Genomic DNA, 13,417 nt, shown 5'->3' on the forward strand with positions numbered 1-13,417 from the left:
CTCAGGACTCCTGGGTGAGGGAGACGAGAACGTCGTCCCCTTCGATCTTTACGGGGTATACGGGGACGGGGCGCGTCGCGGGGAGGCCGGACGGCTTGCCGGTGCGGAGGTCGAAGGAGGAGCCGTGCAGCCAGCACTCGATCTGGCAGTCCTCCACCTCGCCCTCGGAGAGGGAGACGTTCGCGTGCGAGCAGATGTCGTAGATCGCGAAGACCTCGCCGTCGGTCTTGACGACCGAGACCGGCGTGCCGTCGAGTTCCACCCGCTTCGGGGTGTCCGTCTCCAGCTCGCTGAGCGCACAGGCGCGGACGAACGTGGACGAAGCTGTCATGCGACCGACGCCTCCAGCTCCTCCTCGATCTTGGCGAGCAGGCGCTCCTCGATGTCGGCGACACCGATCTGCTGGACCAGCTCGGCGAAGAAGCCGCGGACCACGAGGCGGCGGGCCTCGTGCTCCGGGATGCCGCGGGCCATCAGGTAGAAGAGCTGCTCGTCGTCGAAGCGGCCGGTGGCGGAGGCGTGGCCGGCGCCGACGATCTCGCCGGTCTCGATCTCCAGGTTCGGCACGGAGTCGACGCGCGCGCCGTCCGTGAGGACCAGGTTGCGGTTCATCTCGTAGGTGTCCGTGCCCTCGGCCGCGGCCTCGATGAGCACGTCGCCGATCCACACCGCGTGCGCCTCGTCGCCCTGGAGCGCGCCCTTGTAGACGACGTTGGACTTGCAGTGCGGGACGTTGTGGTCGACCAGGAGGCGGTGCTCCTGGTGCTGGCCGGCGTCCGTGAAGTACAGCCCGAGCAGCTCGGCCTCGCCGCCGGTGCCGGCGTACGCGACGCGCGGGTGCAGGCGGACGACGTCGCCGCCGAAGGTGACGACGACCGACTTGAAGCTCGCGTCGCGCCCGACGAGGGCGTTGTGCTGGGCCACGTGCACGGCCTTGTCGTCCCAGTCCTGCACCGAGACGACGGTCAGCTTGGCGCCGTCGCCCAGGACGTAGTCGACGTTGGCGGCGAGGACCGCGTCACCGGTGTGGTCGATGACGACGACGGCCTCGGCGAAGGCTCCCAGCTCGACGACCTGGTGGCCGTAGGCGACCCCGCCCTCGCCGTGCACGGCGATGCGGATCGGCTCGCCGAGCACCGTCTCCTTGGGGACGGTGACCACGCCGGCCTTCTCGAACGCCGAGTACGCCTGGGCGGCGACGCGGTCCACCGGGGTGCCCGCCCTGCCGATCCGGGCGTCGTCACGGTCGACGGTCTCGACGGTGACGCCCTCCGGGGCCTCCACGACCACCTTCACGCCCGCGCCGGTGACGACGGCGGTGCCGTCGTGCAGCCCGCGCAGCCGCTCCAGCGGGGTGAACCGCCACTCCTCCTCGCGGCCGTGCGGGACCGGGAAGTCCGCCACGTCGAAGGACGGGGGCGCGCTCATGCGTGTGGCGACGGTCGACTCGGCGGCCACCGCGATCTGGCCCGCGGTGGTGGAGCCCACGGGGATGTTCTGAGCCTCAGCCATGGCTGCGGTCTGCTCGCTTTCTTGCGTAAGTGGCTTGATGGGGTGGGCGGTTGGCGCTCAGCCGACCGCGCCTTCCATCTGGAGCTCGATCAGCCGGTTGAGTTCGAGGGCGTACTCCATGGGCAGCTCCTTGGCGATCGGCTCGACGAAGCCGCGCACGATCATCGCCATCGCCTCGAACTCGGTGAGACCGCGGCTCATCAGGTAGAAGAGCTGGTCCTCGGAGACCTTGGAGACGGTCGCCTCGTGGCCCATCGACACGTCGTCCTCGCGGACGTCCACGTAGGGGTACGTGTCCGAGCGGGAGATGGTGTCGACGAGCAGCGCGTCGCACAGCACGTTGGACTTGGATCCGGCGGCGCCCTCGCCGATCTCGACGAGACCGCGGTAGGACGTGCGGCCGCCGCCACGCGCCACGGACTTCGAGACGATGTTGGACGACGTGTTCGGCGCCATGTGGACCATCTTGGAGCCGGCGTCCTGGTGCTGGCCCTCGCCCGCGAAGGCGATGGAGAGGGTCTCGCCCTTGGCGTGCTCGCCCATCAGGTAGACGGCCGGGTACTTCATCGTCACCTTGGAGCCGATGTTGCCGTCGATCCACTCCATGGTCGCGCCCTCGTAGGCCACGGCGCGCTTGGTGACCAGGTTGTAGACGTTGTTCGACCAGTTCTGGATGGTCGTGTAGCGGCAGCGGGCGTTCTTCTTGACGATGATCTCGACGACCGCGGAGTGCAGCGAGTCCGACTTGTAGATCGGGGCGGTGCAGCCCTCGACGTAGTGCACGTAGGCACCCTCGTCGACGATGATCAGGGTCCGCTCGAACTGGCCCATGTTCTCCGTGTTGATGCGGAAGTAGGCCTGGAGCGGGATCTCGACGTGGACGCCCGGCGGGACGTAGATGAAGGAGCCGCCCGACCAGACGGCGGTGTTCAGCGACGCGAACTTGTTGTCGCCGGCGGGGATGACCGTGCCGAAGTACTCCTTGAAGAGCTCCGGGTGCTCCTTCAGCGCGGTGTCGGTGTCGAGGAAGATGACGCCCTGCTCCTCCAGGTCCTCGCGGATCTGGTGGTAGACGACCTCCGACTCGTACTGGGCGGCGACACCGGCGACGAGGCGCTGCTTCTCGGCCTCCGGGATGCCCAGCTTGTCGTAGGTGTTCTTGATGTCCTCGGGCAGGTCCTCCCAGGACTCCGCCTGCTTCTCCGTGGAGCGCACGAAGTACTTGATGTTGTCGAAGTCGATGCCCGAGAGGTCCGAGCCCCAGTTGGGCATCGGCTTCTTCTCGAACAGCTTCAGACCCTTGAGGCGGAGCTTGGTCATCCACTCCGGCTCGGACTTCTTGCCGGAGATGTCCCGGACGACGTCCTCGTTCAGGCCACGGCGCGCGGACGCACCGGCCACGTCGGAGTCGGCCCAGCCGTATTCGTACTTGCCCAGGCCCTCGAGCTCAGGGTGGGCAGTCTCCGTGGGGAGAGTCATGCGGGGTTCCTCCCGGCCGTGCTTGCAGGTGCGTCAGTGGAAATCTTGGGAATGAACGTCGTGCAGACGCCGTCGCCGTGCGCGATGGTCGCCAGTCGCTGGACGTGTGTCCCCAGCAGTTCGGCGAAGATCTCCGTCTCCGCCTCGCACAGCTGGGGGAACTGCTCCGCGACGTGGGCGACCGGGCAGTGGTGCTGGCACAGCTGCTCGCCGACCGGTGCGGTGCGCGCCGTTGCAGCGTACCCGTCCACGCTCAGGGCCTTGGCCAGTGCTTCGGCGCGCTTGTCGGGCGTGACCGCCTCGATCGCCCTGCGGTAGGCGCTCGCCTGGGCGGTGATCCGCGCGCGGGCGAACGCGGCGACGGCCTCGGGGCCACCGCCCTGCTCGGCGATCCAGCGCAGCGCGTCGGCGGCCAGCTTGTCGTACGACTGGTCGAAGGCGTCGCGGCCGCAGTCGGTGAGCGCGAAGACCTTGGCGGGGCGGCCACGCGTGCGCGTGCCGTACACCCGCTGCTCGCGCGCCTCCACGACGTCGTCGGCGACGAGGGCGTCCAGGTGGCGCCGGACGGCGGCCTGGGTCAGTCCCAGCCGGCCGGCCAGCTCGGCGACGGTCGACGGGCCGTGGTCCAGGATGGAGCGGGCGACGCGGTTGCGCGTGGAGCGCTCACCGGTCGCGAGTTCCTCCTGCGGGGCCCCCAGGGGGGTCTCCCGAGCCTCGTCGACGTTTTTCACAACGCCATTGTTGCGTAATTCCGCGGGGCCTGACAAGCGCCGTCCGGATCATCGGACGGTGCCCTGCATCACTTAGGCATACCTAATCCGACCTGCGCAAACGATCTTTGATCGATCATCCACAGGGTGCTGAACAGGCAATTCGGTGGCGCCGTGCGGGTCCGTCCGGAAGACTCACCCACCATGCCGACACCCGCTCCGACCGGCCCGCTCGTCACCCGCGACACCCTCGCCGCCCAGCTGCGGCTGCTCGGCGTCGAACCCGGCGAGATCCTCCTCGTCCACTCCTCGCTCAGCGCGCTCGGCTGGGTCAACGGAGGCGCGGTCGCCGTCGTGCAGGGCCTGCTCGACGCCCTCGGCCCGGACGGCACGCTCGTCGTCCCGACGCAGACCGGCGATCTGTCCGACCCGGCGGTGTGGTCGAACCCGCCGGTGCCCGCGCAGTGGTGGGACCGGATCCGGGCCACCATGCCCGCCTACGACCCGCTGATCACGCCCACGCGCGGGGTCGGGGTGATCCCGGAGACCGTGCGGACCTGGCCCGGCGCGCTGCGCAGCGCCCACCCGCAGACGTCCTTCGCGGCCGTCGGCCCGCACGCGCGCGAGATCACCGACGGCCACGCGCCCGACTGCCGCCTCGGCGAGCACAGCCCGCTGGCCCGCCTGGAGAAACGCGGTGCCCGGGTCCTGCTGCTGGGCGCCGGATACGAGGCCTGCACGAGCTTCCACCTCGCCGAGTACCGCATACCCGCGCCCCGCGTGCCGGTCGGCCGGCCCGCGCCCGGCGGCGGCTGGGAGACCGTGACCGAGGTCTCGATCACCTCGGACCGCTTCGACGAGCTGGGGCACGACTTCGAGCGGGACCGGGACGTCGTACGGGGCAGAGCGGGCGCGGCGGACGTACGGCTGTTCCCGGTGGCGGGCGCCGTGGCCTACGCCGAACGCTGGCTGCCGCTGCACCGGCCCCGTGCGGAGGAGTTCTAGCACCCCGGCTCCGCGGCGCCCCGCGCTCTCCCTAGACTCTGGATCCATGCGAAGCGACCCTGTGGTCCAGGTCCAGGCCCTGGTGAAGCGGTACGGCACGAAGACCGCGGTGGACGGCCTCGACCTGGTGGCCCGGGCGGGTGTGACCGCCGTCCTCGGTCCCAACGGAGCGGGGAAGACGACCACGGTCGAGACCTGCGAGGGGTACCGGAAGCCGGATGCCGGAACGGTGCGCGTCCTGGGCCTCGACCCGGTGCGGCACTCCGCCGAGCTGCGTCCCCGTATCGGCGTGATGCTCCAGTCCGGCGGCGTCTACTCCGGCGCGCGGGCCGACGAGATGCTGCGGCACGTCGCCAGGCTGCACGCGCATCCGCTGGACGTGGACGCGCTGATCGAGCGGCTGGGGCTGGGCAGTTGCGGACGGACGAGCTACCGCCGGCTCTCGGGCGGCCAGCAGCAGCGTCTCGCGCTCGCCATGGCCGTCGTCGGGCGCCCGGAGCTGGTCTTCCTGGACGAGCCCACGGCCGGCCTCGACCCGCAGGCCCGCCGGGCCACCTGGGACCTGGTGAAGGATCTGCGCGCCGACGGCGTCTCGGTGATCCTCACCACGCATTACATGGAAGAGGCCGAGCAGCTCGCCGACGACGTGGCGATCATCGACGGCGGCAGGGTCATCGCCCAGGGTTCCCCCGAGGAGCTGTGCAGGGGCGGCGCCGAGAACACCCTGCGCTTCACCGGCCGCCCCGGCCTCGACGTCGGCTCCCTGCTCAAGGCCCTCCCGGACGGCTGCACCGCCGCCGAGCTGACCCCGGGCGCCTACCGGGTCGTCGGCAAGGTCGACCCGCAGCTGCTGGCCACGGTGGCCTCGTGGTGCGCCCAGCACGGGGTGATGCCGGACCGGATCTCGGTCGAGCGGCACACGCTCGAAGACGTCTTTCTGGAGCTCACGGGCAAGGAGCTGCGCTCATGACGACCGCCACCGGTACCGGTACCTACACCCCCGAGCCGGGTGCGGCGCCGCTCCCCCGCATGATCGGGGCCCAGGCGGCGCTGGAGACCAGGATGCTGCTGCGCAACGGCGAGCAGCTGCTGCTGACGGTCGTCATCCCGACCCTGCTGCTGGTGCTGTTCAGCTCCGTGGACATCGTCGACACCGGCAAGGGCAAGGCCGTCGACTTCCTCGCGCCCGGCATCCTGGCCCTCGCCGTGATGTCGACCGCGTTCACCGGGCAGGCCATCGCGACCGGCTTCGAGCGCCGCTACGGCGTGCTCAAGCGGCTCGCCTCCTCGCCGCTGCCCCGCTGGGGGCTGATGGCAGCCAAGACGGCGTCGGTGCTGGTCACGGAGGTCCTCCAGGTCATCCTGCTGACGGTGATCGCGTTCGCGCTGGGCTGGCACCCGCACGGCAACCCCGCCGCCGTCCTGCTCCTCCTCGTCCTCGGCACGGCCGCGTTCTCCGGGCTCGGCCTGCTGATGGCGGGCACGCTGAAGGCGGAGGCCACCCTGGCCGCGGCCAACCTGGTCTTCCTGCTGCTGCTCGTCGGCGGCGGGGTCGTCGTCCCGCTGGACAAGTTCGGCTCGGCCGGGCAGCACGTCCTGGGGCTGCTGCCGATCTCGGCGCTGTCGGGCGGTCTTCGGGACGTCCTCCAGCACGGGGCCGGCATGCCGTGGGGCGACCTCGGGATCCTCGCCGTGTGGGCGGTCGTGGGGCTGGCCGCGGCCGGAAAGCTCTTCCGCTGGGAGTGAGCCGGGCCGTGAGCCGCGCGGCGACCTGCACGCACGCGTGGGGCCGACCCTCGTGAAAGCGTGCACAAGCGGCGTCCTACCATGGTGCCCGTGCCCAAGCTGACCCGCGCCGACGCCGTAGCCGCCCTGCGCAACCCGCTCGCCTTCATCGCCGCACGCTGGACGCCGGAACCCCGGACCGTGCAGCGGGCGGCCCTCGCCGCGCTCGTCATGTCGGTGGTCATCGTCGTCACCGGCGGTGCCGTGCGCCTGACCGGCTCGGGCCTCGGCTGCCCGACCTGGCCCGAGTGCACCGACGGCTCGCTGACGCCGACGACCGCGCTGAGCTATCACAGCGCCATCGAGTTCGGCAATCGCATGCTGACGTACGTGCTGTGCGCGGCGGTCGGCTGGGCGATCATCGCCGCGCGCTCCGAGAAGCCGTACCGGCGCAGCCTGACCCGGCTGGGCTGGGCGCAGTTCTGGCTCGTGATGAGCAACGCGGTGCTGGGCGGCATCGTGGTGCTCGTCGGCCTCAACCCGTACACGGTCGCGGCGCACTTCCTGCTGGCCACTGTTCTCATGACGGTCGCCGCGGTGATGTGGCAGCGCACCCGCGAGGGCGACGGCGCGCCCCGGCCGCTGGTCGGCAAGGCCGTGCAGCAGCTGGTGTGGTTCCTCGCCGTCGCCTCGGTCCTGCTGATCGCGGCCGGCACGGTGGTGACGGGCGCGGGCCCGCACGCGGGCGACTCCAGCGACGTCAAGCGCATCCCGATCGACTGGGAGACCGTCGCCAAGCTGCACGCCGTGCTCGCCTGGATCGTCGTCACGCTCACCTTCGCCCTGTGGTTCGTCCTCAAGGCGGTCGACGCGCCGAAGGGCCCGCTGCACCGCACCCGGGACCTGTTCCTGATCCTCCTGGGCCAGGGCGTCATCGGCTACGTCCAGTACTTCACCCACCTGCCCGAGCTGCTCGTCGGCCTCCACATGCTCGGCTCCTGCCTCGTGTGGATCGGCGTCCTGCGTGTCCTGCTGGCGCTTCGGGAGCGTGCGGATGCCGCCGTGGACCTGCCCGGCCCGGCCGCCGAGGTGACGGTGGGCACGCGCGCGTAGCGCGTTTCCCATCGGTACGCGCGCGTGGTGCGTTTTTCGGCGGCACGCGCGTGCGTCATCCGTACGTCGTGACCAGGGTGTCGATCGCCGGGGCGAGGTAGGCACGGGTCGACTCGGCGCGGCGGGTGAGCCACGCGTCGTCCGCCGTGGGCGCGGCCGCGCCGTACCGCCTTCGGGTGATGTCCTCGACGACCTCGGCCGGAGCGCCGAGCGAGGGGAGTTCGGCGAGCGCCTCCCGCTTCGAGATCAGCCGCCCGTCCCGCAGGGTCACGGTGGCGCGGGCGAAGGTCACCAGGCCCAGGTCGACCCAGACGTCCTGCTTCCACAACCGGGCCCTGTCGACATGGGGCCGCCAGAAGTCCCGCTGGTCGCGGACGACGAAGGCGGTCAGCTGCCGCTGCGGCACCGGCGGCAGCAGGCCGGCCGGTGTCTCCCCGTGCAGCACCCGCCCGAAGTCGTGTAGCTCGCGCCGGGTGACGGGGGTGACCGGGCGACGCATCACCCGCCGGTGCGCCCAGGTGAGGTGGGACCGGTCCGGATCGTCCAGGGTCGCCGGCGTCAGGTAGCTGCAGTGGAGCTTCGCGGCGAGCGGTTCCGTGCGCAGGCGCCGGTGCAACGCCACGACCCGCCGTACGGTCGTGAGGCCCGCCGCGTCCGGCAGTACGGCGATGAGGTCCAGGTCGCTGCGGCCCTCCTGGTAGTCGCCGCCGGCCAGTGAGCCGTGCGCCCAGACGGCGCGGGGGCGCAGGGGTGCCAGGCCGGTGAGGAACCGGGCGAGCAGGGACTCCGTCTGCATCCGCTCAGTCTGAGCAGTTCAGCCCAGCCTGTACACCCGGCGCGCGTTGTCCGACGCGACCATCCGGGCCACCCGCTGGGCGTCCTCCAGGGACCACGCGCCCTCGCCGACCCAGCCGCCCAGGACCTGGCCCAGCGCCTCGCGGAACAGCCGGGCCCCGACGACGTGCAGCTCGGGCAGGCCGTGGGCGCCGGTGGAGAAGAGGATCTTGCCGAAGGGGGCCAGCTCCAGGATCTCGGCGAGGACGGTGGCGGCCCGGGCCCCGGTGCGCACGAGCGCGGCGCCGGAGTCGGTGTAGACGTGCGCGAAGACACCGGCCAGATGGGCGGCGTGCCGGTGGTACGGATAGCCGTGCAGCAGGATCAGATCGGTGCCGAGTCCCGCCGTGGCCCGCACGAAGTCGGTGAGCAGCACCGGGTCGGTGCGGTCGATGCGGGAGCCGGGCTCGCCGAGTCCCGCGTGCAGTTGCAGGGGCCGTCCGGAGGCGACGGCGATCCACAGCAGGTGCCGCAGCAGTACGGGGTCGCGCAGCGCGCCGCCGACCGGGCGCCCGGCCAGCCAGCGGCCCGCCGCGCCCCGCACCTCCCCCGGCCCCGGCGGCTCGGGCGCGAGGGCGAGGCCGTGGCGCAGGCCGGCGACGGAGGTGAAGGCGACGGCGTGCGCGGCGGCGCCGTGCACGGACTCGGCGAGGTTGGCGAGGAAGGACTCGACGGTGCCGGAGGTGTCGGCGACCTGCTCGGCGAGCAGCTCCAGCCGGACGATCTCGTGGGCCTCGGCGAATCCGGCGGAGGCCAGCTCGGCCGGGCCGGTGAGGTCGCCGGGCAGGCCGGTGTCGACGAGGTAGGTGGTGATGCCGCTGCCGCGCAGCAGCCGCCGGCCCGCTTCCAGGACGCCCAGTTCCCGGCGCCGGGCCAGATACCGGGCGGGCGCGCAGTGGGGTTCGAGGCCGAGCAGGGGCGGGCACCAGCGCCGTACGGCGAAGCCCGTCTGGGTGTCGAAGAGGGTGGTGCCGGCCGCGGGCGGGCCCTCGGTGCGGGCGAGTTGGGCCTCGAAGGTGCCGAGGCCCAGTTCCGTGCGGAGCACTCCGTGGCAGTACTGGTCCACCAGGGACGGCGTTTCGATCATCCGGGACTCCCCCGTGAAGACGTGCGCTGCCTTGCACGTCCTAACGGGGGAACGGGTATCGAGGTCGCGGAACAGCCCGGGACTGCGGGTTATTCGGCGGCTTCGGACCGTATGTGGTCAACCCCCGATCTGAATGCCCGCCATCCTCTTCCACTCGTACGGGCCCGTCTTCACCTTGGCCGCGAATTCACCGTCGAAGGACTCGTGGACGGTGATGCCGGACTTCTCGACGGCCTTCTCGGCGATCTCGGTGCTGGGGGCCACCAGGTCGCCCCAGCCGCCGTCCTCGCCGACGAGGACGATGCGGGCGCCGCGTTCGCCGATGTGGGCCACCTGGCCCTCGGCCCCGCCGTGTGCCTTGGCGAAGGCGCTGATCTGGTGGGCGAGCCGGGACACCTTGCGCTCGGCCCGCGCGTCAACCTGCTGCGTGTCTGCCATGACCCCGATGCTACTCACGAGTAGATCGACTGGCGAGAGCAGGCCGTTGTGACGTGCGTCAGCGCAGGAAGGGGTCCACCGCGACCGCGACGAAGAGGATCGACACGTAGGTGATCGACCAGTGGAAGAGCCGCATCTCCTTCAGCTTCCCGCCGGTGACCTCGGCCTTCGCCCGGTTCTGCAGGCCGTGCGCCTCCCAGAGCCAGAAGCCGCCGGCCGCGAGGGCGACCACCGTGTAGAACCAGCCGGTGTAGCCGAGCGGGGTCAGCAGGAGGGAGACGGCGACCATCACCCAGCTGTAGATGACGATCTGCCGGGCGACGACCTTGTTGGACGCGATGACGGGGAGCATCGGCACGCCCACGCGCGCGTAGTCCTCCTTGACCTTCATGGACAGCGGCCAGTAGTGCGGCGGGGTCCAGAAGAACATGACGAGGAAGAGGATGACCGGCGCCCAGGACATCGAGTTCGTGACCGAGGACCAGCCGATCAGCACCGGCAGGCAGCCGGCGATGCCGCCCCACACGATGTTCTGCGACGTGCGCCGCTTGAGGATCATCGTGTAGACGACGACGTAGAAGAGGAGTGCGCCGAGGGAGAGCCAGGCGCTCAGCCAGTTGACGGTGAGCCCGAACAGCAGCGTCGAGACGACCGCCAGGGTGATGCCGAAGGCGAGGCACTCGCGCGGGCTGACCATGCCGGTCACCAGCGGCCGCTGCGAGGTGCGGTCCATCAGGGCGTCGATGTCGCGGTCGATGTACATGTTCAGCGCGTTGGCGCCGCCCGCCGACAGGTAGCCGCCGACGCAGGTGAGCAGGACCAGACCGAGGTCCGGCACGCCCTTCTGCGCCAGGAACATCACCGGAACGGTGGTGATGAGCAGCAGCTCGATGATCCTCGGCTTGGTCAGAGCCACGAACGCCTTGACACGGGCCCCGAACGGCCGGTGAACCGGGCCCTGGCTCGCACCACCCAGCACGCCCGCTGGACGTGATTCGACGGCCGTCACGCACACCCCTGACAGAGACATCCCAGCAAGCCTCCCCCTGTGAAGTCCCGGTAAAGGCTCGCGCGTACCACGCCACTTTAGACGTTGCCCATACCCCGACCTTCGCGGGGGTGGGGTCGTGTTGGCGGCCCCGCATGAGAGGCCTCCCGGAGGCCCCCCATAAGAGGGGACCCACCCCTCGATTGAGCGCTCAGATGACCGGCTCCGTATTCATGTGCCAAATGCCGTCTCGGCCAGTCGGGAGGCGGATCGCACGGACTCCCGGCAGTCTGGAATGAGTCGAAAAAACGCACGTCTTCGCGAGGGTAGGCTCGACAGCGTCCGGTGGGCGGCAAGCCCGCCGGAAGCCGGGTGGGCGCATGCCCCGACAGACCGGCGACCGACATGTGGAGAGGAGCCCTGACCCAGGGTGAGCACCAAGCCGACCACCACAGACCTTGAGTGGACCGAGCTGGACCAGCGGGCCGTCGACACCGCCCGTGTCCTGGCCGCCGACGCCGTACAGAAGGTCGGCAACGGCCATCCCGGTACGGCGATGAGCCTGGCTCCGGCCGCGTACACCCTCTTCCAGAAGGTGATGCGGCACGACCCGGCCGACCCCGAATGGGTCGGACGCGACCGTTTCGTGCTGTCCGCCGGCCACTCGTCCCTGACCCTCTACACCCAGCTGTACCTGGCCGGCTTCGGCCTGGAGCTGGACGATCTGAAGGCCTTCAGGACGTGGGGTTCCAAGACCCCGGGCCACCCGGAGTACGGGCACACCAAGGGCGTGGAGACCACGACCGGTCCGCTGGGCCAGGGTGTCGCCAACGCGGTGGGCATGGCGATGGCCGCCCGCTACGAGCGCGGTCTGTTCGACCCCGAGGCGCCGCAGGGCGAGTCCCCGTTCGACCACTTCGTCTACTGCATCGCCGGTGACGGCTGCCTCCAGGAGGGCATCTCCGCCGAGGCGTCCTCGCTGGCCGGCCACCAGAAGCTCGGCAACCTGATCCTGCTGTGGGACGACAACCACATCTCGATCGAGGGCGACACCGAGACGGCCGTGTCCGAGGACACCGTGAAGCGGTACGAGGCCTACGGCTGGCACGTGCAGCGCGTGGAGGCCCAGGACAACGGCGACCTGGACCCGGCCGCCATCTACGACGCGGTCCAGAAGGCCAAGGCCGTCACCGACCGGCCGTCGTTCATCGCGATGCGTTCGATCATCGCCTGGCCGGCCCCGAACGCGCAGAACACCGAGGCCGCGCACGGCTCGGCGCTGGGCGACGAGGAGGTCGCGGCCACCAAGCGCGTCCTCGGCTTCGACCCCGAGAAGAGCTTCGAGGTCGCGGACGAGGTCATCGCCCACACCCGCAAGGCGCTGGAGCGCGGCGCGCAGGCGAAGGCCGAGTGGGAGAAGTCGCTCCAGGTGTGGCGCGACGACAACGCCGAGCGGGCCGCGGAGTTCGACCGCATCAGCAAGGGCGAGCTGCCCGCCGGCTGGGAGGACAAGCTGCCGGTCTTCGAGCCGGGCAAGGGCGTCGCGACGCGTGCCGCGTCCGGCAAGGTGCTGCAGGCGCTCGGCGCGGTCATCCCCGAGCTGTGGGGCGGCTCCGCCGACCTCGCGGGGTCGAACAACACGACCATCGACAAGGACAGCTCGTTCCTGCCCGAGGGCAACCCGCTGCCGGAGGCCAACCCCTACGGCCGCACCGTCCACTACGGCATCCGCGAGCACTCCATGGGCGCCGAGATGAACGGCATCGCCCTGCACGGCAACACCCGTATCTACGGCGGCACGTTCCTCGTCTTCTCCGACTACATGCGCAACGCCGTGCGTCTGTCGGCGCTGATGCACCTGCCGGTGACGTTCGTGTGGACGCACGACTCGATCGGCCTCGGCGAGGACGGCCCGACCCACCAGCCGGTCGAGCACCTGGCGTCGCTGCGCGCCATCCCGGGCCTGAACGTCGTCCGCCCGGCCGACGCCAACGAGACCGCGATCGCGTGGCGCGAGATCCTGGGGCGCTACACCAAGGAGTTCGGCAAGGGACAGCCGCACGGCTTCGCCCTCACCCGCCAGGGCGTGCCGACGTACGAGCCCAACGAGGATGCGGCGAAGGGTGGTTACGTCCTCTTCGAGGCGGACGGTGGCACCCCGCAGGTGATCCTGATCGCCACCGGTTCCGAGGTGCACGTGGCCGTCGAGGCGCGTGAGCAGCTCCAGGCCGACGGTGTCCCCACGCGCGTGGTGTCGATGCCGTCCGTGGAGTGGTTCGAGGAGCAGGACCAGGCGTACAAGGACTCCGTCCTGCCGCCGTCGGTCAGGGCCCGCGTGTCGGTCGAGGCGGGTATCGGCCTCACGTGGCACAAGTACGTCGGGGACGCCGGCCGCATCGTTTCCCTGGAGCACTTCGGTGCTTCCGCCGACGGCAAGGTGCTCTTCCGCGAGTTCGGCTTCACTGCCGAGAACGTGGCCGCCAAGGCCCGGGAATCCCTCGCCGCCGCCCAGCGCTGACGCTCATA

General features: G+C 70.8%; 13 protein-coding genes. 5 read left to right on the plus strand and 8 right to left on the minus strand.

All coding sequences use genetic code 11. The features are described from left to right. Window position 1 precedes the first annotated feature (1 nt). The 4 genes from AC4OXY_RS16040 to AC4OXY_RS16055 are packed head-to-tail and all read right to left on the minus strand — an operon-like array spanning window position 2 to window position 3,722. Window positions 2–331 carry a non-heme iron oxygenase ferredoxin subunit gene (locus AC4OXY_RS16040; RefSeq protein WP_356036426.1) on the minus strand — a complete coding sequence of 110 codons (330 nt, stop codon included), beginning with the start codon at window positions 329–331 and terminating at the stop codon, window positions 2–4. After that, window positions 328–1,512: a Fe-S cluster assembly protein SufD gene (sufD, locus tag AC4OXY_RS16045; RefSeq protein WP_356036423.1), complete on the minus strand. Its 1,185-nt coding sequence runs from the start codon at window positions 1,510–1,512 to the stop codon at window positions 328–330. The genes AC4OXY_RS16040 and sufD overlap by 4 nt, the downstream gene beginning before the upstream one ends. A gap of 57 nt (window positions 1,513–1,569) precedes the next feature. Continuing rightward, the gene (sufB, locus tag AC4OXY_RS16050) at window positions 1,570–2,991 is read right to left on the minus strand and encodes a Fe-S cluster assembly protein SufB (protein WP_071381563.1); all 1,422 of its coding nucleotides are present in this window, start codon (window positions 2,989–2,991) and stop codon (window positions 1,570–1,572) included. Continuing rightward, a complete protein-coding gene (locus tag AC4OXY_RS16055; RefSeq protein ID WP_071370874.1) occupies window positions 2,988–3,722 on the minus strand; it encodes a helix-turn-helix transcriptional regulator in 735 nt (244 codons plus the stop codon). Before AC4OXY_RS16055 ends, sufB begins: the two co-directional genes overlap by 4 nt. A 183-nt stretch (window positions 3,723–3,905) precedes the next feature. Here AC4OXY_RS16055 and AC4OXY_RS16060 point away from each other — a divergent pair, with 183 nt between their 5' ends. The 4 genes from AC4OXY_RS16060 (at window position 3,906) to AC4OXY_RS16075 (ending at window position 7,544) form a co-directional block, all read left to right on the plus strand. After that, window positions 3,906–4,706, plus strand: coding sequence for an AAC(3) family N-acetyltransferase (locus tag AC4OXY_RS16060; protein ID WP_491994112.1), 801 nt, complete (start codon window positions 3,906–3,908; stop codon window positions 4,704–4,706). A gap of 46 nt (window positions 4,707–4,752) precedes the next feature. After that, complete coding sequence (locus tag AC4OXY_RS16065; RefSeq protein ID WP_362818994.1) at window positions 4,753–5,676, plus strand: ABC transporter ATP-binding protein; 924 nt, start codon at window positions 4,753–4,755, stop codon at window positions 5,674–5,676. Then, the gene (locus AC4OXY_RS16070) at window positions 5,673–6,452 is read left to right on the plus strand and encodes an ABC transporter permease (RefSeq protein ID WP_376290844.1); all 780 of its coding nucleotides are present in this window, start codon (window positions 5,673–5,675) and stop codon (window positions 6,450–6,452) included. Before AC4OXY_RS16065 ends, AC4OXY_RS16070 begins: the two co-directional genes overlap by 4 nt. Before the next feature lie 81 nt (window positions 6,453–6,533). After that, entirely contained in the window at window positions 6,534–7,544 is a 1,011-nt protein-coding gene (locus AC4OXY_RS16075) for a COX15/CtaA family protein (RefSeq protein ID WP_356036412.1), read from the plus strand. Between the two features lie 55 nt (window positions 7,545–7,599). On the opposite strand, the gene AC4OXY_RS16080 is transcribed toward AC4OXY_RS16075, so the two are convergent. The 4 genes from AC4OXY_RS16080 to AC4OXY_RS16095 all read right to left on the minus strand — a co-directional run bounded on the left by AC4OXY_RS16080 (window position 7,600) and on the right by AC4OXY_RS16095 (window position 10,918). Beyond that, window positions 7,600–8,340: a nucleotidyltransferase family protein gene (locus AC4OXY_RS16080; protein WP_491994113.1), complete on the minus strand. Its 741-nt coding sequence runs from the start codon at window positions 8,338–8,340 to the stop codon at window positions 7,600–7,602. An 18-nt stretch (window positions 8,341–8,358) separates the two neighbouring features. Then, window positions 8,359–9,465: an amidohydrolase family protein gene (locus AC4OXY_RS16085; protein ID WP_356036406.1), complete on the minus strand. Its 1,107-nt coding sequence runs from the start codon at window positions 9,463–9,465 to the stop codon at window positions 8,359–8,361. Between the two features lie 117 nt (window positions 9,466–9,582). After that, entirely contained in the window at window positions 9,583–9,903 is a 321-nt protein-coding gene (locus AC4OXY_RS16090) for a hypothetical protein (RefSeq protein WP_158919707.1), read from the minus strand. A gap of 58 nt (window positions 9,904–9,961) precedes the next feature. Then, window positions 9,962–10,918 (minus strand): heme o synthase, encoded by a 957-nt coding sequence (locus tag AC4OXY_RS16095; protein WP_356036477.1) that lies wholly within the window; start codon window positions 10,916–10,918, stop codon window positions 9,962–9,964. A 403-nt stretch (window positions 10,919–11,321) separates the two neighbouring features. Here AC4OXY_RS16095 and tkt point away from each other — a divergent pair, with 403 nt between their 5' ends. Continuing rightward, on the plus strand, window positions 11,322–13,409 hold the full coding sequence (gene tkt, locus AC4OXY_RS16100; RefSeq protein WP_491994114.1) for a transketolase: 2,088 nt from the start codon (window positions 11,322–11,324) through the stop codon (window positions 13,407–13,409). The last annotated feature ends 8 nt before the right edge of the window (window positions 13,410–13,417 follow it).

This window comes from Streptomyces sp. HUAS MG56 (genome assembly GCF_058673395.1).